This is a genomic window from Chryseobacterium sp. 2P (assembly GCF_059579425.1).
Genome location: NZ_CM184194.1, coordinates 1,467,035 through 1,485,657, shown reverse-complemented (window position 1 = coordinate 1,485,657; position 18,623 = coordinate 1,467,035). Strand labels below are relative to the sequence as shown.

17 protein-coding genes are annotated in these 18,623 nt (G+C 35.2%); 8 read left to right on the top strand and 9 right to left on the bottom strand.

Features of this window, described 5'->3' with window-relative positions:
* Positions 1-342: 342 nt before the first annotated feature.
* The 6 genes from AC52CF_RS06760 (at position 343) to AC52CF_RS06735 (ending at position 8,313) form a co-directional block, all read left to right on the top strand.
* Positions 343-870: a hypothetical protein gene (locus AC52CF_RS06760; RefSeq protein WP_214590292.1), complete on the top strand. Its 528-nt coding sequence runs from the start codon at positions 343-345 to the stop codon at positions 868-870.
* A gap of 63 nt (positions 871-933) precedes the next feature.
* Complete coding sequence (locus tag AC52CF_RS06755) at positions 934-4,800, top strand: hypothetical protein (RefSeq protein ID WP_496517965.1); 3,867 nt, start codon at positions 934-936, stop codon at positions 4,798-4,800.
* Positions 4,801-4,880: 80 nt separating this feature from the next.
* Positions 4,881-5,453 (top strand): hypothetical protein, encoded by a 573-nt coding sequence (locus AC52CF_RS06750; RefSeq protein ID WP_375181546.1) that lies wholly within the window; start codon positions 4,881-4,883, stop codon positions 5,451-5,453.
* Positions 5,454-5,756: 303 nt separating this feature from the next.
* Complete coding sequence (locus tag AC52CF_RS06745; protein ID WP_375181545.1) at positions 5,757-6,077, top strand: hypothetical protein; 321 nt, start codon at positions 5,757-5,759, stop codon at positions 6,075-6,077.
* Positions 6,078-6,109: 32 nt separating this feature from the next.
* On the top strand, positions 6,110-6,445 hold the full coding sequence (locus AC52CF_RS06740) for a helix-turn-helix domain-containing protein (protein WP_375181544.1): 336 nt from the start codon (positions 6,110-6,112) through the stop codon (positions 6,443-6,445).
* Positions 6,446-6,885: 440 nt separating this feature from the next.
* Positions 6,886-8,313, top strand: a complete 1,428-nt coding sequence (locus AC52CF_RS06735; RefSeq protein ID WP_496517964.1) for a tetratricopeptide repeat protein — start codon at positions 6,886-6,888, stop codon at positions 8,311-8,313.
* A gap of 104 nt (positions 8,314-8,417) precedes the next feature.
* Here the strand turns inward: AC52CF_RS06735 and AC52CF_RS06730 are convergent, their stop codons facing one another.
* Entirely contained in the window at positions 8,418-9,023 is a 606-nt protein-coding gene (locus tag AC52CF_RS06730; RefSeq protein WP_375181542.1) for a hypothetical protein, read from the bottom strand.
* Positions 9,024-9,204: 181 nt separating this feature from the next.
* Between AC52CF_RS06730 and AC52CF_RS06725 the strand changes: the two genes are divergently transcribed.
* Both AC52CF_RS06725 and AC52CF_RS06720 read left to right on the top strand, forming a co-directional pair.
* Positions 9,205-9,588: a low affinity iron permease family protein gene (locus AC52CF_RS06725; protein WP_375181541.1), complete on the top strand. Its 384-nt coding sequence runs from the start codon at positions 9,205-9,207 to the stop codon at positions 9,586-9,588.
* Positions 9,589-9,662: 74 nt separating this feature from the next.
* The gene (locus AC52CF_RS06720) at positions 9,663-10,169 is read left to right on the top strand and encodes a CinA family protein (protein WP_496517963.1); all 507 of its coding nucleotides are present in this window, start codon (positions 9,663-9,665) and stop codon (positions 10,167-10,169) included.
* Between the two features lie 333 nt (positions 10,170-10,502).
* Here the strand turns inward: AC52CF_RS06720 and AC52CF_RS06715 are convergent, their stop codons facing one another.
* From AC52CF_RS06715 to AC52CF_RS06680, 8 genes are all read right to left on the bottom strand, one after another.
* Positions 10,503-11,123, bottom strand: coding sequence for a DUF4142 domain-containing protein (locus AC52CF_RS06715; protein WP_375181539.1), 621 nt, complete (start codon positions 11,121-11,123; stop codon positions 10,503-10,505).
* Positions 11,124-11,266: 143 nt separating this feature from the next.
* Positions 11,267-11,653, bottom strand: a complete 387-nt coding sequence (locus tag AC52CF_RS06710) for an RNA polymerase sigma factor (RefSeq protein ID WP_375181538.1) — start codon at positions 11,651-11,653, stop codon at positions 11,267-11,269.
* 423 nt (positions 11,654-12,076) lie between these two features.
* On the bottom strand, positions 12,077-12,517 hold the full coding sequence (locus tag AC52CF_RS06705) for a lysozyme (protein WP_336732551.1): 441 nt from the start codon (positions 12,515-12,517) through the stop codon (positions 12,077-12,079).
* On the bottom strand, positions 12,514-13,083 hold the full coding sequence (locus AC52CF_RS06700) for a hypothetical protein (RefSeq protein WP_214590306.1): 570 nt from the start codon (positions 13,081-13,083) through the stop codon (positions 12,514-12,516). The genes AC52CF_RS06705 and AC52CF_RS06700 overlap by 4 nt, the downstream gene beginning before the upstream one ends.
* A 25-nt stretch (positions 13,084-13,108) precedes the next feature.
* Complete coding sequence (locus AC52CF_RS06695; RefSeq protein WP_214590307.1) at positions 13,109-14,422, bottom strand: ATP-binding protein; 1,314 nt, start codon at positions 14,420-14,422, stop codon at positions 13,109-13,111.
* A gap of 50 nt (positions 14,423-14,472) precedes the next feature.
* Positions 14,473-16,728, bottom strand: coding sequence for a hypothetical protein (locus tag AC52CF_RS06690; protein ID WP_496517962.1), 2,256 nt, complete (start codon positions 16,726-16,728; stop codon positions 14,473-14,475).
* A gap of 384 nt (positions 16,729-17,112) precedes the next feature.
* Positions 17,113-17,709 carry a hypothetical protein gene (locus AC52CF_RS06685; protein ID WP_214590309.1) on the bottom strand — a complete coding sequence of 199 codons (597 nt, stop codon included), beginning with the start codon at positions 17,707-17,709 and terminating at the stop codon, positions 17,113-17,115.
* A complete protein-coding gene (locus AC52CF_RS06680) occupies positions 17,709-18,614 on the bottom strand; it encodes a hypothetical protein (RefSeq protein WP_214590310.1) in 906 nt (301 codons plus the stop codon). Before AC52CF_RS06680 ends, AC52CF_RS06685 begins: the two co-directional genes overlap by 1 nt.
* Positions 18,615-18,623 lie beyond the last annotated feature (9 nt).

Genomic DNA, 18,623 nt, shown 5'->3' with positions numbered 1-18,623 from the left:
TATGAAGGGCGTTCTGAAATTTCAGAGCGCTTTTTTGTAGATGGAATTCTGAAAAGTACTTACTTATTTAAGACTTTGTATATCTGTATTTTTATCTCTTAAATAAGTCTATAAAAGTTCCTTATTAATTTTTCAAAAAAAGAATTACAGTCGAAGGAAAATAACCATTATGTTAAATAAAAAAAATAAAACACTGTTTTACAAATACTTATAATTAAATAGATACACAATAGATATATACTTTTTTCTTTTGAATAGGTTTATTTAAGTTCCTTTGAAGCAGAAAATGCAATCATCACTATTGTTCCGTTTTATTTTTCAATCTGCAAAAAACTTTTTAAAATGAAAAAAGTTTTTACTGTTTTTGTATTGCTTTTTATGCAGTTCCATTTCTCTCAGATTTTTATATCAGAAGGAGCACATATTTATGCAGAAAAAGAATCATTATTAGATTCTCTCATACAAGGGGTTCCGATTTCCCATGCAGTACCTGCTAAAAATTCACCTGAAAAAACAAAGAAGAAAAAATATCATAGAAAAGATAATAAAAATAAAGCTGTTTCTGGAAAAACTGTTTTGGTGAATAAAAACTTAGCCAATAAACAAATAACAGAGCAAAAATCTTTCGACAAAATTTTTAAAAGTTCACTAAATAATAACAATAGCTTTAAAACAACTGAAAGGCAAAATTCTGCTGTTACTTTTACGTCGATTTTTAAAATAATAGATATAGCTGTAATAAAATATTTTGTAAACCAGAGTTATTATTACAGAGAAGTTAAAATTTTAAACTCACAAATCTTTCATTTTTATTCTCAAACTAACTATTGCAGTTTTTCAGTAAGACCACCTCCTACTCTGTCAATATAAATAAAAAAACAAATTGTTGAAATATTTTGGTAATGAAAACCAATAAATAAAATTTTTAAAATAATGAAATTCTTTACAATTTTTTATAGAAAATATCAAAAATTCAGCTTTGCTCTATTTTTGATACTATTCTCTATTCACAGTTTAAAAGCCTCGACTTATGATGTAAATAACAATGGAGACGGAACTGGTTCTTCAACAGTAAGAACCTTAAGATACTGCATTACACAAGCTAATGCAAATCCCGGAGCTGATATTATTACGTTTAGCGGGCTAGGAACCGGGACTCATACAATTACTTTAACATCATCTTTACCTGACATTACAGGACAAGTAAGTATTCAGGGATATACGGCAGCCTCTGCAGCGCAAGGCCCTTTAGGGCCATCAAGCAGTCGCAGTATCAGAATTCAGATCAATGGAAATGATATTACGACACATATGTTTGCATTTGTTGGAGGATCAGATGGATCTTCCATCAGCGGTTTGGCGATGTATAATACTAAAGGAGTTTGTATTTTCGTACCGGCGAATATCAACGGATTGCATATTTGGGGTAACTATTTCGGATTGCTTGGGAACGGCAGTGTTGGTGCTACTCCAGCTGACACAAGATTAGAATCATCTGTTTTATTCATTGGCTCGACTTCTGTAGCCGCAACTATTTCCAATCTAATTATCGGAACTAACGGTGATGGAGGATCAAATGGTGGTACAAATGACGCTAATGAAGGCAATGTTATTGCCAATACTTATCGTGATGCTGTTGCCGGCGGTAGTGTTAACGGAATATTTTTTTATGGAGATGTGGGTTTAACACTAAATAACAGCAAAGTAGCAGGTAACTATTTCGGACTTTTACCAGATGGCACAACGGTTTCACCAATCGGACAAAATGTACCTGTTGCAGAAGGATGCCCAATTTCATTTATTGGTACAGTAGGAACCAATGTAACAATAGGAACTGATGCTAATGGTATATCTGATGCAGCGGAAAGAAATATTATTTCCGGAAGCACTATTTATGGGATTCAAATGGAAAGTGCAAGCGGAATCAACATTGCAGGCAACTATATAGGAACCGATTATACAGGTACAACGGCAAAGCCGAATGCCACTAGAGATGGCATTTATCCAGCAATTAATATTCAGCAAAGAGCCGGGTTATTTGCACCTAATAATATTGTTATAGGTTTCGATGACAGAATTCATACTGCTGTTGATGCCCCGTTTGTAAGAAATGTAATTTCTGGTAATGGCGGCAGAGCTGTTGCTGCTGCTACTCTTGCAGGTGCAACTTTAGCTACAAGAACAAATAATATTGTCGTCGCAGGTAATTATATAGGGGTTGATGCCACAGGAAACACAGCATTACCAAACGGAACATTCGGTACAGCACTAACTTTTAGTACCGGAGCCGGAGTAAGCTTAAACAGTGTTACAAATTGTAGGATAGGAACCGACAGTGATGGTGTTGAAGATGCGTCCGAACGAAATATAATTTCCGGAAATCTTAACGGAGCCGGAGTTTATTTAGCATCCAATAACTTTGCGGTAAGTAATAATATTGTTGCAGGAAATTATATAGGTGTAGGAGCAAACGGAACAACCGCTTTAGGAAACGGAAATGCAGGAGTGTATATAAACTCAAATGGAAATGGGGCTAACAATAATATTATAGGATCTAATGATGATAACACAAGGGATGATATTGAAGCTAATATTATTGCCAATAATGGATATAAATCCGGAGCAACGATACGTGGCGGTGTGATGATTACCAATAGCAGTAGTGTCGCTGCCAATGCATCCAACAACAACAGGATTTCGAGAAATGTTTTTTATAATAATACGGGGTTACCTATAGATCTGGCAAGTTGGAACGGAACTGCGAATGATTATGGCGTATCACCCAATGATGGTGTAACAACAGCCAATCAGCCTAATTTATTACTGGATTATCCTGTAATTACTGCTTATAGCATTACATCCGCTACAACTCTGGATGTTTCAGGATATATAAGCATATGTAATGGAAATGAATCTACAGCAGGAGCTACCATTGCAGGAAATAAAACCATTCAGTTTTATAAAGTTGCTGATGATGGCGACCAAAATGGAGCAATTACAGGTGGAGTCTGTACCAGAGTAACCAGTCACGGTGAGGGAGTTCAATATTTAGGAAGCATTACAGGAGTTGCAAATGCTTTTAATAATCAGACGTTAACGTTTGTTTCAGGAGCTACATTTTCATCAGGTGATAAATTAGTAGCAATAGCTATCGATGCTAATGGAAATACTTCAGAATTTGGAGCTGCAGCAATAATTGCAGATTTAGCCGTAACAAAAACGGTAAATAGTCCAATAGCAGGAGTAGGAAGCAATGTAATCTTTACCATTACCGCAAGTAATGTAGGTCCGGATTCCGCAAGTAATGTTGTAGTAAATGATATTTTACCTTCCGGTTATACTTTCGTAAGTGCCACAACTTCTGCAGGAACATGGACATCTCCGAACTGGACTATTGGAAACCTAACAAACGGAGCCAATGCAACACTTACCATTACAGCAACTGTAAAAGCAGGAGGAAGCTACGCTAACACGGCTACAATTAGCGGAACATCTACACAAGCTGATCCTGTTTCCGCAAACAATTCTTCAACAGCAACAGTAGATCCAGATTCGGATGGAGACGGAATTCCAGACAGTACCGATGTAGACGATGATAACGATGGAATTTTGGATACGGCAGAATGCAGCGGAAGCACCATTCTTAATAGTACTTTTCCAACTACAGGTGGTAATACAGATACAGTACCTGACTGGACTGTTGATGGTACATATGGTGGTACTTGGGGTTCAGGCACGGGAAGAGTCAATCTTAACACCAATGGTCTTGAATTTAGAAGAGATGCAGGAACAACAACTACTTTATCAAGAAACCTATCCAGTGTTTTCGGTACTACTTTTATCAATCTAAACAATCTATATTGGTTTAGAACCACACAAGGTAATAATACAGGAGGTTTTACCTTCACCGTTTCGTATGCAGGAACAGTTTACGCAATAATTTCATCCGCTACTGTTAATAATACAACATCACCTGTAGTTACAGCTGATAACGGAGCATCTGTAAATATAGCTTCCCTTCCGTTAGTAACATCAAACTCTACAAAATCTGCGAATAGTAATCTTATTATTACTTTACCAAACAGTACTCCCGTTTCAGGGGATTTGGTATTTACTTTTGTAGCTAACAGTGACGGTTCCCAGGTAAGAGATCTTGGAATGGGATCTGTAGTAATAAACTCATGCAGTGATACTGATGGCGATGGTATTCCGGATTATTTAGATTTGGACTCCGATGCAGACGGCTGTTCTGATGCAGGCGAAGGAGGAGCTGATATTGCCAATTCTGAACTGGTTACAGCAGGAGGATCACTCAGCGGAGGCAGCACAACCATAAACCAAAATCTCTGTGCTTCTGCAACATGTGTAAGCACAACAGGAATTAATATTGGTCTTCCGCAATTTTCATCATTGCCTACAGGATATAGCAATGCAACGGGACAAAGCATAGGAAGTTCTCAGAATGCAATGGTAAAAGGATGTATTTGCTATGAAGATCCGACTTTAGTAGCGGGACAAACTTATCCTGTAAAGCAGGGAATTACAGTTTTGGGCAGAGCCGGAGGAAGCAATGCAAGCTGGCCGATGATCAGAAATTCAGCGTATACCGCACTAGAAGCCAAAACAAAAGGTTTTGTCATTACAAGAAACTCCAGTCCGGAGACTACGATTGCTATTCCGGTTGTGGGAATGATGGTTTTCGATACTGACGAAAATGCAGGGGCAGGATGTATGAAAATTTACACAGGAGCCGGCGCAGGCGAAGGCTGGAAATGCTTCAGCTCGCAAGGCTGTCCTTAATTCAATCATTTTTGGCAACCGTTTAGATCATATTTATCCGGTTGCTTTATTATCGTTTTTATTAATTTAAATTTTAAACAATGAAAAAGACCACAATTATATTATTCGTTCTGATATTCGTAGAAGCTTTTTCGCAGGTAAGAATAGGATCTGCAAATTCCGTAGGAAATGTAAGCAGTACTTCCGTTTTGCTGGAATTCGGGACAGACAACGACAAAGGCATTATTCTTCCTTATACAGAAACCGTACCTTCAGGAACCAATAATTCTAAAGGAGGAACTTTTATTTTTGATGTTTCTTCAAATGCAGAATATAAAGTAAAAATAAAAAATGAAAATACGGGATGGACAGATTTAAGCATTCGTTCCGGCTACTCCGCTGCCATAGAAAATACGGTAAAAACACCACAAGCATTGCCTTTAAATGACTTCAGCGGAGCAAGGGCAATTATTGGAAATTCAGGCACATCTACGGATGGTGTTCTGGTACTGGACTCTCCCAGCAAAGCTCTGGTTTTACCAATAGTATCCAATTTTACCAATATTAAAAATCCGTCTCCGGGGATGATGGCATTTCTTAAACATCCAACAGATGTAACGAAACATCGGCTGATTATTTTTAACGGACAAAAATGGACGTTTTGGAAGCCGTGAGAAATATAAATTTTATACTTAGATAAAGTCCGTTTTAGCCATTCTCAAATCGGACTTCTTATAAAAAAGAATAACATTTTAAATTACTGATTATAAAAAACTGCAAAAATTAGTAATAGGTTATGTTTTCTTCTTTATGTAAGATTATCGCTTTTATTTGATTGTTAAATTAAAAATTAATAAAATTTGAATTTTAAAGATATCCATATCGGCACACTCATTCGTCAAAAAATAACCGATAGCCAGATTGATATTGTGCGCGTCTGTAATTTTTTTAGTTTATCAGAATCTGAAATTGAAAGTATGCTTAATTCAGAAAGTTTGGAGTCTAAAATTATTCTAAAATGGTGCAAGTTGCTGGAATATGATTTTTTTAGGATATACAGCCAACATCTTATCCTGTATTCTCCTCCTACTTCCGGATCGCATTTGGTAAAAAAAAGAAAATTGAAGTCGAGTCTCCCATCTTTTCGGAAAAATATTTATACTAAAGAAATCATAGATTTTATATTGAACCGGATCAACTCAGGAGAACTGAGTAAAATTCAGGTAATCGAAAGATACGGAATTCCCAAAACAACTTTATATAAATGGATTAATAAATATGAAACAATGAATAAATAAGTTTTATTCAATTCTAAATAAAAAACAAAATTATGAAAGAATTTCAGCCTAATTATAAACTCATATTTTCAGATATTCTGGAGAAAAAATATCCCGAAAAACGTAAAGAATGTGAAAGAATTCTCAGAAAAAAATTATTGTCCAGTTTTGATATCATCAACCTCAACACAATTATTTTCGGTAAAGAAGTTCAGGCAGAAGATGAAAATCAAAGGCACAAATCCTACAAGAAATCTGACATAAAAAAAATTATAGAATACCAGAAAAAGTATAACCTGAATAATGTAGAAACCTGCACTCAATTTAAAATAAGCAGAAACACTATTTATAAATGGAAAAAGCTTTACGAAAAAAAGAATTTGATTTAAATATTAAAAAAAATTACAATTACAAACTGATTTTCAAAACATTGGCACAAATAGATATAAAATAGACACAGCGTTTTTTGAATTCAAACAACTTATTGTCTTTATTTGCTCTTGTAAAAAGGAGGTGAAGCACAAATGATTATTTATTAATTGCAAAACTTTTTTCGGTAACGAAAAGAGTTTTGCTTTTTAAAATACTATTTCCTACAAATCAAGTAAGGTTATATTAAAAAATTTACTCTTATTTTGAAAATACTGTTAGGTAAAACTTAAAATTCGATTGATTATAAAAGTAATAAAAAATATTTTTCATTCGATAAAATCAAATCTTTTCAAAGGAATATCAAAATGGCAGATTTAATTATCTGTCTTTTTTTAAATTGTAATTAAATACTGTTAATTTTTAAGTAATTTTATTAAATGATTGATTTTATTAGTTTATGAAATTAAATAAAGGATTGTTTTTCTTCATTATTCTGTTTTTTTCAAATTTTATTTTGGGTCAGAAACCTAAAAAACAGCTTGATTCTCTTTTCAACCGTCTTCTGGTGATGCGTTCAGAAGGAAAACTGAAAGAATCTTTAGTTTTATGCAAAGAATTAATTTCCGGATATGAACAGCTGAAAGACGAAGAGAAAGCTTTAAAGACGTACTTTATTGCAGCCAATGTATCCAGCAATCTTTACAATACAAAAGAAAGTCTCGCTTATCTGGATATTGCTGCAAAAAAAAATGAAGTATTTAAGGATGATGATATTCTTACAAAGATAAATGCCGAATATGGAAGGAATTATAAAAATTTAGGTTTTTATAATCTTGCTTTGGATTATTATCAGAAAGCAATTGAAGTCGCAAAAAAAAACAATAATAAAATAAATCTGGGGTATTGCTACGGATTACGGTCTGTTGTTTACGAAGAACAGAAAGATTATGCCAAAATGTATTCAGATCTTCGTAAAGCTCATGAAATAAATCCTACGACATACACTGCTTCAAGGCTCGCAAAATATTTCATTTCATTAAAAAAAAATACAGATTCTGCAAAGTTTTATCTTGATTTGGGAAATAAATACAATACTCTGAAGAAGCTTACACCATTCGAAATATCAATTTTAGACAGGAATTGGGGACGGTATTACTTAGAAAAAGGAGATTATAAAAGTGCAGTTTCTTATCTTGAAAAGTCGCTTGAGATTTCCAGAAAGCTAAAGAAACCTCAAGACATAAAAGATACCCACAAACTTTTGGCAGATGCTTATAAGCTGATGAATCAGCCCGCTAAAGCTGCTCTAAGTTTAGAAAAATATACTGTAATTACCGACAGTCTTTCCACCGAAAAACAAAAAATACAGGATTTCCCTATTAAAAAAATTATTCAGGAAAAAGAAATCAGTACCCAGAAAACTTATACTAAATTATATATCCTTATAGCTTTAACCATTATTTTATTTCTAGCTATTTACAGTTATACTTTAAAAAGGCACAATGCCCGAAAAAAAGAAAACATTGCGTTACTGAACACAAAAGAAGAAGAAAATGTACAGCTACAGCAAAAAGTAAATGAATCTTTTGAAGATATTATTCAGCTTGCTAAAAGTAACAGTCCTGAATTTTTCACCCGCTTTCAGGAAGTATATCCTGAAGTAATCAATGAACTCCTGAAAATAGATCCCAAATTAAGAGTATCAGAACTTACATTATGTGCGTTCATTTATCTTGGCTTTAATACAAAAGACATCGCGGGTTATACTTATAGAACCATTAGTACTGTTCGAAACAGAAAGCACAATCTGAGAACAAAACTGAATATTCCAGCAGAAGAAACTACAGAATTGTGGTTCAAAAATCTCGGAAACAGATTGTACTGATAAAAAATTATTTTCAAAATACTTTAAACCAAAAACTCCTCAAAAATCTGAGGAGTTAAATAGAAAAGTAAATGGTGTGAAAAAACAAGTGTATAAATAACTTTTTATTCAAAATCCAGCAAACCATCGGCGAGAATCTTCCACTGCATTTTTCCGAATCCGAAAATTCCGCCCAGAGCGATGAAAAAATTTCTTATTTGATCCCAAAAAGATGCATTGAAATTCGGTCTTTCGTTTCTCCCGTATACTGCGGCTTTCAATATATTTCCTTCTTTGGAGATCAACATACTGGAAGTGGCTGCAGGCGTATAAAAATGCGCAACATAGCCTTTCAGCTTATTGGGCTCTTTAGACGGTCTGCACATCATCAGATAAGATTCGCTTTTGTCTGTATCCCGATGCGAGATGTTAATGATCTCTACCCAGTCGTATCCTTTAGCTTCCACCGTTCCGGGACCGGGAATGGCAATTCTTATAAAATCTCCTTTTTTGGGAAAACGGTCTGCCAATTCCCCGGAAGCATCAAAATGTTTAAAATCTGCTGAAGCATTACCACAGTATTCTTTCCATCGGTTAATAGAAAAAAAACGTTCTTTGAGAACAGCAAATTTTGAGTTGATTTCTAAAATCTTAAACTGTTTCGTACTTTCGGTATCGTGGAATCCTCCCTTCTTTTGTATCGGAACTCCCGGAATCTGCTTCGGCTTCATATTTCTTTCTTTGTGATGATCTGTTACAAATTTAGTATACAATACTGCAGCTGATTATGAGCAGAATCACAATCATGTATTTTATTTATCAATTGATTATAATCATACATTTATTATTCAGGAATAACGAAATTCGGTTTACTGAATCAACAGAAAAGAATTGTAAACGAAGTGTTATTTTATGAAAAAGAATTTTTTCGACCGGTTTGCAGATCGGTCTGCATGTTTTGCCGGAAGTCCCGAAGCCTTTATCGGAGCAAGTGTTTTAGTAATTATCTGGGCTGCAACGGGTCCATTTTTTAAATTTTCGGAGGTATGGCAAATGGTTATTAATACAGGAACCACAATTGTTACCTTCTTAATGGTTTTTCTTATCCAGAAAGCTCAGAATAAAGATTCAAAAGCCATCCAGATTAAACTTAATGAACTGATTAAAGCGCATGAGAAGGCTAATAACAGAATTGTAGATATCGAAGATCTTACAGAAGATGAACTGGACGAACTTCATAAACTTTATGAAAAATTCGGAAAACTTCCCAAGAGAAAAGAGGACGATCCTGCCTGAGACCGAGGATGATGCAGCTAAATATTTTGTTGCTGGTTAAGCTTAATCAGTATTCTAAATCTATTAAATAATTTATGATGATGAATCTCCGGAACGATCTATTAGAATTTACAGGAAATTATTTTCAGACAACCAAAGAAACCATTTCTGTCGCAGAGAGTGTAACGGCTGGGTTTTTACAGTTTTCATTTTCGCAGATCAAAGATGCCTCAACTTTTTTCAAGGGCGGAATTACGGCATATACGCTGGAAGAAAAAGTAAGATTTTTAAAAGTTGACCGAAAAGAAGCAGAAGAGAACGATTGTGTTTCGCAGAATATTGCAGATACCATGGCTTTAAATGTCACGGACTTATTTCATACCGATTGGGGAATTGCCATTACAGGTTATGCAACTCCAGTGGAAGAATCAGAACACAGGCTTTTTGCTTATTTCAGTTTTGTCTATAAAAATAAAACAGTCTTTTCCCACAAAATGAATCTTAATTCCAGAAAAGAAGCGATGAATGCCCAAATGTGTTACAGTGAATTTATTCTGGAATGCCTGAAAGTTGAAATGGAAAAACAGCTGACAATGAAATAGAAAGAAAATTAACACCATCACACCACAAATATTATATATGGAAAGTTTACAGCTAAAAGGAAAAAACGTTTTTATAACCGGAGCAGACAGCGGAATCGGAAAAGCAACAGCACTGCTATTCGCCTAGGAAGGAGCAAATATTGTTTTCATTCATTATAAAGACAGGAAAGATGCAGAAAAAACCCAGAAAGAAATTGCAGATTTCGGAAAAAATTAAATTCCTGATGAATGTAAAGAGATAATTCTGAAATTGGTTTAAAAAAGGTTATAAAAAAACTATTCCCAGAAATAAATGCTGAGAATAGTTTTGTAATTTATTTAAGAAGGTATTTCCTATTTAACTGCTGATTTTGCTTTTTCAGATTCCATTAAATGGTGTTCTAAAGTAGGAAGTGTACTGCTGGCAAAAGATTTCAGAGATGCTTCCGAACCGGAGGCAGCTTCTTTTTTAAACGCTGCAATATCTTCTTTATGATCGCTCACCATAAGATCGGTGTAGGCTTTGTCGAAATCTTTTCCTTTTTTAGCCTTCAGATCATCATACATTTTCTGTTGATCTGCATCTAAACTTGTCGGCAGTGTATATCCTGCTGTGGATGCCCATTTTTTAAGCTCATCATTGGCTTTGCTGTGGTCTTTTACCATCATTTCACCCAATGATTTCACTGTGGCATTTTCTGCATTTGTTGCCGCAAGTTTTCCCATCATCACTTCCATCATTCCTCCTTTTGCTGCAGCATCGGCAAACGATTTATCCTGCTCGCTAAGAGAGGTTTTGGAGGCAGAATCCGGCTGTGTGGCTACTGCATTTGCGGAATCATTTTTCATCATTCCCGAATCTGCGGGTGCCGTCATTGCAGTGCTATCCGCAGAAGTGTCTACATTGGTCGTTTCATTTTTTTTACAGGCTACCATCGCTGCGATAGTAAGAATACTTAGAATTGAATTTTTCATAATATTAATATGTTTGTGGTTTAATTTGCAGGATATTTTATGTTTGATTTCTAATATGTAACAATTTGTCTGCCAAAAGTTTAAGATAGCAACAGAACAGATACCACAATTATTGATTTAAATTAGATATTAAAAAAAATTTATCAGAAACCGCTGATTTCTGTCTGAGAAGAAGGAACCTGTTGTTTCAGTTCGAAGCTGAATTCAGGAAATTGATGCAAGGTAAAATTGTAATCAATCTGTTTTTCGGAAAGAAAATCTTTGATGGTAGCAATAAGATTCCGGATCATCCAAATATGGAAGGTGTATTTCTGATCTGCAAAAGAATCGATCTGTTTACAGACATTAACGAAGGTACGCTGAACAATCTCTTCTGCAAGTTCTTTAGAAGAAACCGATTTTAAAGCAAGCCCATACAATATACTGCTGTAGCTTTTGTAGAGTTTTTCAAATCCCTGCTGCCGGTTTTTCTTTATCAAAATACACAAGGCGACCTCTGCTGAGTTGATTTCGGTATTTAATTTTGTCATGTGGTGGTTGCGATATGGTACTGAATCATACTATTTTTCACGTCATCCAATGTCATCAGAAATTTAAAAATGATAGTAACAGAACATCAACGCAACTGACAAATCTCTACACTCTATAAATAAAATTTTACGATTTCTATCTAAACGATCAGATAAAATCTACTATACAAATGCTATGCTAGAAATTTTAATTTTCTGAAATGACGAGATTAAAATTGGAGAATCCGTTAATAACATTAACCAAAAGCATACTAAAAATATGATAAAGTATTAATTAAATTTCCGAATTTTCACATTCATTTCTATATTTTCACTCCGAAAGTTATCTGAAATTAGATAAAAAACAAAGAGGCTGTATCACAACTCGTGAAAACAGCCTTTTTTTTATGTTTTTTCTCGACCTCCTCTGTCTGAGAATGCTACTTATTTCTCAAAAAACAAATCCGCTTCCGCTTTTCTTCTTCTCACCAAACCTGCCAGAACTTTTCCGCCTGCTGTGGTATATTTTGTAGTAAACCAGCTTCTGATGGATTCTGCATCTGCTTTTTTATTAATAAGTGAGAACAAGGTATCCGATCCTCCTGTGTTGTACGTGTGCGAAACAAGCGCATCGAACTGGTTTTGGGTAAGCTGAATTTTAATTTTTGCTGACACTATTTTTTCATAGGTGGGTAAAACCGATGCAAACAATTCTGCCCCTTTTTCCTTTGTAATCGGCAGATCTTTCATGGTCACTTTTTTGCCTCCGGGATAATAGGTATTTCCGTAGCCGATTGTCGGAATTCCGGCAGAATCCAGATAAGGTTTTGCGCTGAAGCCTTCGAATGATAAAATGAAGTTTATACCTTTTTGTGATGTTGTCATTTTTTAAAATATTTATAGGTGAAAAATGCGAGAATTATAATTCCTGCAATGATGGTGATAACAATCCATGCGCCTGCCTGAAATCCGTTTACTTTTATCTTTTTTGTCTGTGCAGAAATTTTGAGATCAGATTCTTTTTTTACTTCTTTAGAAATGATTTTCTGATCTGTGTTCCGGATAAGACTTACCGCCTGCTCTTTTTTTATCTCTGATTTTTTGTTGTCTGATTTCACATAATGATTATTGATAATATATTCTGCATTTCCCACAATTGAAATACTCTGAAGCGTATCTTTCCCTACAATGTTGTGGTAAACAAAAGGATTGGCTTCATCGGATTTTCCTTTGATAAATATTTCTCCCGATTCTTCGTCTTTTCTATCATCAGAAAGCGTTTGCGAGGAAGTGTTCTGAGCAGACTGCCGGTTTTGTGAACTCAGGGAATCTGTTTTTACTTTTTCTGATTCCTTTCTGTTTTCTTCATAATGAGTGACTACTTTATTTTTACTTCTGCAGCCAAAAGCAATACTCATTAGCGTGATGAGCAGTAAAGTTTTTATTTTCATGATCTTGGTGTTTGAAATTGGAGTTTTATGAGAATACTTTATCCTCTTTTAAATATTCTTTCCTGATACTTTCCAACAGCATCTCCGAATTAACTTTATATCCCGGTTCTTCCGATGCAATAGCCTTTAAGCATACATCCTGAATGATGTTCATAATATTGGATCCTGTAAGTTCGTATCTTCTGGAAATCTGATCCAGATTAATATCTCCCAAATCCAGCTGCTGCGGTAAATTCTGTTCCCAGATGCGCAGACGTTCTTCGTACTTAGGATTATTGAATTTTATACAGCTGTGGAAACGTCTCGTAAAGGCTTTATCCATATTGTTTTTGAAATTGGACGCCAGAATAATTAGTCCCGAAAAAGTTTCTATCCGCTGCAGGAGGTAGGAGACTTCCTGATTGGCATACTTATCATGCGCATCGCGAACATTGGTTCTTTTCCCGAAAATAGCATCCGCTTCATCAAAAAATAATATCCAGTTTTTATTTTCTGCCTTATCGAATAATTTTGCCAGATGTTTTTCTGTTTCGCCGATATATTTTGAAACCAGCATAGATACATCTACTCTGAACACAGGACGCTGGGTATATTTTCCCAAGAGACTTGCAGCAAGCGTTTTTCCGGTTCCGGGATCTCCATAAAACAGTACGCGGAAGCCCGGTTTAAGTTTTTTCTGCATTCCCCAGTCTTCCATTAAAATCCGGCTGCTGTTGTACCAGTCTTCAATACCTTTAAGCTCTTCCAGAGTAGTTTGAGGAAGGATTAAATCTGCCCATGTTCTGCCTGTGTGAAGCTGTTCCGCAGGAAAATCGCTGCTCATTTTAGGAAGCTGTTCTGTCCCAAACATTAAAGCATCAAAAGCATCCTGATGAACACTGAACAGACTATTAACCGATGTGCTTTCCTGTGCAGAACCTGAAAAAACAAGAAGTTCTTCTTTTACCAATACTGAATTCTGCCCGAAATAATCCAGTGCTTTTAATCGTTCAGAAATACTTTCTCCGCCAAGAATGTACTGCAATGCCTGAACAGCAGGATTAAAAAGTCTTCCGTTGTCGTTAACCGAACAGAAATCAAAGAACGGACTGGATGGATATTCAAGATAAACTCTCTTCAGTAAAGATGGATCCAATCTCGGCAGTAAAGCCATTAATAAAATAATAACTTCCTGATGAGTCAGTTTTTTTTCTGAAATGTAATTTCCCAGATGAGAGCCTTTGTAATCGTTCGGATTAAACTGGGGTGCCAGATTAAAATCTTCATCAGAATGACTAACGCGCCATGTAATAACGCTTTCTAAATGGGTAAATAAGTTTTGTAATTGTATTGAATCCATTAATTCTATTCTTTTTCTTTATTAATTTAAAATTTAAGTTCCGGTTATCCTTAGTCGTAAACATAGATCTCAATAACACCGTACTGTTCTTCAAAATCTATCGGAGATTGGTCTGAAGTATTAAAAACACTCAGAATTATATGATCTGCCGATGCTCTGTAGCAGTAACATTCTGCACGGTCTTTTTTATACGGTTTATTTATTCTGGCATTAATCCATACTTTATTTTCCGGAAATGCATCGCCCATTTTTCCTGTAAACTGTCCGTAATCGGTACGCGCCCATTCAATATCTCCGAGTGTATTTTCCAGTACGATGAATTTTGGATCAAAAGTTCCGCCGGCATTGTTTAATAATGCTCTGTAAATTTTATAGCTGCTTCCTGTAATGCTTTTTATCTTTTCGTCTACCCATCTTTTCTGAACAAAAGAATTTTCTGTATAATTATCTCCATAATAATTTTGCCCTACGATACCGGGGCCATCAGTTGGAGCACCCACATCTATTCTGTCCAGCCATTGGGTAAGATTGATGTATTTATCTAATCCCTGAGACAACGAAATCTGCATAGGACTTGATAATATCTGAGTTCTGTCCCCCATAAGATCACCCGAGAATATGGTTGTAAATCCGTCGGCAACGGAAATACTGGCAGCCCCACTTTTAATGGCTCCTCCCCCTTCGGTTGAAAATTCTATTTCTCCCGTTACAGGTTTTCCGGGTAAAGTCCCCGATAACGGAACAGGATCTGTTTTATTGATCCAACCAAACTGCCCTGAAGAATTCCCCACAAATACTTTATTGTAAGATGCGTCTCCTGCCGGAATGTATGACGGATTGATGGAAAATGATCCGTTAAACTTTACCCATCTCTGAAGAAAATCTCCGGTAATTAAAGCCATGGCAAGAGTACTCTGCTGAAAACTTCCAAAAACGCCTTCGGAAGTGTTATTATATCCTGTTAAAGTATTATTGGAGTGGATAATAAGCTTATTGGATAATGCACCGTCGTTATGACCTGCTCCAACGCCGATCAGTATATTATTCTGACCTGTAACTCCCTGTCCTGAAGATGCTCCGATGATGATATTACGATCGCCCAAACCTGCTGTGTTAGATGCTTTGTAACCGACAAGTGTATTCAGATTTCCGGTGGTCATATTATATCCGGACGCTGTTCCCACTAAGGTGTTCTTAAATCCGGACGTTACTTTAAACCCGGTTTCTTCTCCTATCATTACATTATAGTTTCCGGAAACGGCGTTCTGCCCTGCAACAACTCCAACAAACGTATTAAACGATCCTGTTGTAAGCTCTTGCCCCGCTGCAGCACCAAAAGCAACATTATTATTTCCTGTGGTTACTTTTGACAGGCAGTTGTATCCGAATGTATGATTGTAAAATCCAGTATGATTAGGATTAATATTGCCCCAGAAAAAGGAATAAGTTGCCGGATTCACTCCAATATTGGCATAAGTACGTTCGGAACCATCCAGAAAAGTAATCGGTTTCGGGGAGTATGCATCTCTGCTCACAACAGAAGCAAGCGTTTCATCTGCCAGCGTTTCTGTTGTTGTAATTCCTGATGATCTTTTAATATAAAACTTCCCATCCGAAAGAGGCTTTTCTATTTTTTTATTCAGTTCACCCTGAAGTCCTTCCACCATTCCGATGGTGACATTCGAGATTCCTGTAGGCAGATAATTATATTTATTGGTTTTTATACCGCCTTTAAAAAGATAAAGAGAAAAGCTTCCTGCCGAATCCGGAATTGCAATAAAATCGTTATCCTGAAATTCGTATGATTCAGAATGTTCTGCAAATAAAGAGATGTCTTTTTCAGCAGCTTCAACGAGATTGGTAATGCCCAACGCTTCGATCTTTTCGGCGAGGATCTTTTGATTGCTGTCTACAAAATCGTTTAAAAGCATATATTTCGCATCGCTCTGATCTTTTGTGTAAACTGTTCCCGTATTATTTGCGTCATCAATAGTAGCGGTATTTTCAGGTTGTTTTCCTACTCCTAATGCTGTTTTCCACGCCTGAAGATGGCTGCTGTCTAAATTTGAAGCATCTTTGGTGGCTAAATAATTGATATGGGAATCCTGATTTAATGTATGTGCATCAAAAGCTGCTTTGTCTGCTTTATTTTGCAGCTGCTTATGCAGTCCTTCAATTTTACTCGTCGGAATCGCATCGTTTTTATGCCAAAATGATGACCAGGATGCCTGAAATTCTTCCTGAGTAGGAATATCTCCGGTCTGGAAGTAACTTAATATGGTGTTTAATGGTGTTGGTATTAACATGGAAAAGATTTTTATTTTGTGTTTAGAGTTCAAGAAATTGTATCATCGGTAAAACTTTAGAAAAGCTTTACCGAGTGATTGTTTATAACAGGTGATTAAAATTTGGTTAAGTCGGAAAAGATATTCCTTAATTATTCGGAGATGAATATTTTTTAATTTGAGTATAAAAGAAACTCATCTACTATACAGCAATGATTACGTTTTAAAAAAAAGTGATTGATTGAAAGCGTAAAGAAGACTTTACCCGAGCTGCATGAAGTTATAGCTATTTGGCAATTTTTAGAGTTGTTAAAGCGCTATAGTTTAGCCAAATTCAATTTTGTAATGATAAAATTGTTTGTTTGGAATTAAAAAATACTATTACCTGATATAGATTACGGTTAATTATGCTATCTGATCCAATAATGAGTCTTTGATAGTGGTTCCGTTAGGCAATACATGATTTAAAATATCTGCTATTTCCTGATTATTTTCATTGGCAACGGCCTGCTTCAATTCATCTGATCCGTTTTCAATAAAGCTATTTAAAAGATTTTTTGTAACTCCGGACTGCTGATAATTTGTATAATGACTGAAAAGGGAATCGATATGATGTTTTACACCTAATCTTACACCCGATTCCTTGAGATAATCAATAATACGTTTGCGTCTTTTAATAATCATCTCTGCACTTTCTGAAAGTGACAGGGAGACATACACAGGCTTAACAAGTACAGGATTTCCATAGATATCGAACCATTTAATAACGATGTTCAATCCTTTTAAAAATCCATTTTCATCCAGTTCATCAGAAAAACTTTTCTGAATTGCAAGATTCGTCTGTTCTTTGTCTAAAAAGTAACCTGTACTGGTTTTTCTTCCTTTTTCATAGATTGGCTCGCCTTTCACAATTCCATTTAAAATAGTGATATCTTTTGCCATTAGCTCAAAAGGTGTAAGATCCTTAAGATGCTGATTTTGTTCAAATATTTTTAGTTTCATTAGTCTATAATTGTACTTGTAGGTTGATTATTTTGAATAACTTGATTGTTTAGATAATTACATTCGATTCTGATGTTTCTTACCATATTTGCAGAACCGCCGCCCCATGTATTTACATTATTTTGCCCTGCATACAGATAACCGGTCATTAAAAGCTGTCCCGTATCTTCGTCATAAGCCTGACACACTATATTTTGAGTTACTGTAGTGAGATCTGCTTTGTAATAAAAATATAAATTGTCCCAAAGATTGTAATGATCGGTAACAAAATCTTTATCAATAAATCTATGTCCCCAATAACCAGATTCTGGTCTATACTGAATAGATAGATCAGTATTATTTATAAATTTAATATTAGTGTTTACAATGTTTAATTGCTGACCTAAGTTATCTTTATATATTTGAACTAAAAATCTTTTATCTGTAAGCGTTCCGAATTCAAATCCTTCGGGAATTGTTGGCAGGTTATTTCCAAAAAATCTATAAATTCCGTAATTAGATTCTATTTGATAATATAATCGATAATATTCGTAATTATTTAATCCTTCTTTTGGAAACTTTTTTGCTTTAATAATATAGGGTCCATTGTCTAAAAAGTACTGTCTTTTTTCATTGCCGTAAGTATTCCCAATTTCTATGACCTGATCCTCAAATCCATCCTGACTTATAACCAGTGGAAATTTCAGTTCTTTTCCGCCATTATTCAAATCTATATAATAGATAACATATCCGTTGTCCATAGAAGCTAAGCTGTTTGCAAATTCTACTGTTTCTTTATTAGTGAGAATGTCATCTTTATGTTTTAAAGAATCTATTAATTCCGCAAATTGATCTTGCGTGGGATAATCCCCTTTTTCAAAATAAGATTTCAACACCTCCCGTGGTGTTATTTTATTTTCTTCCATATTTTTTAT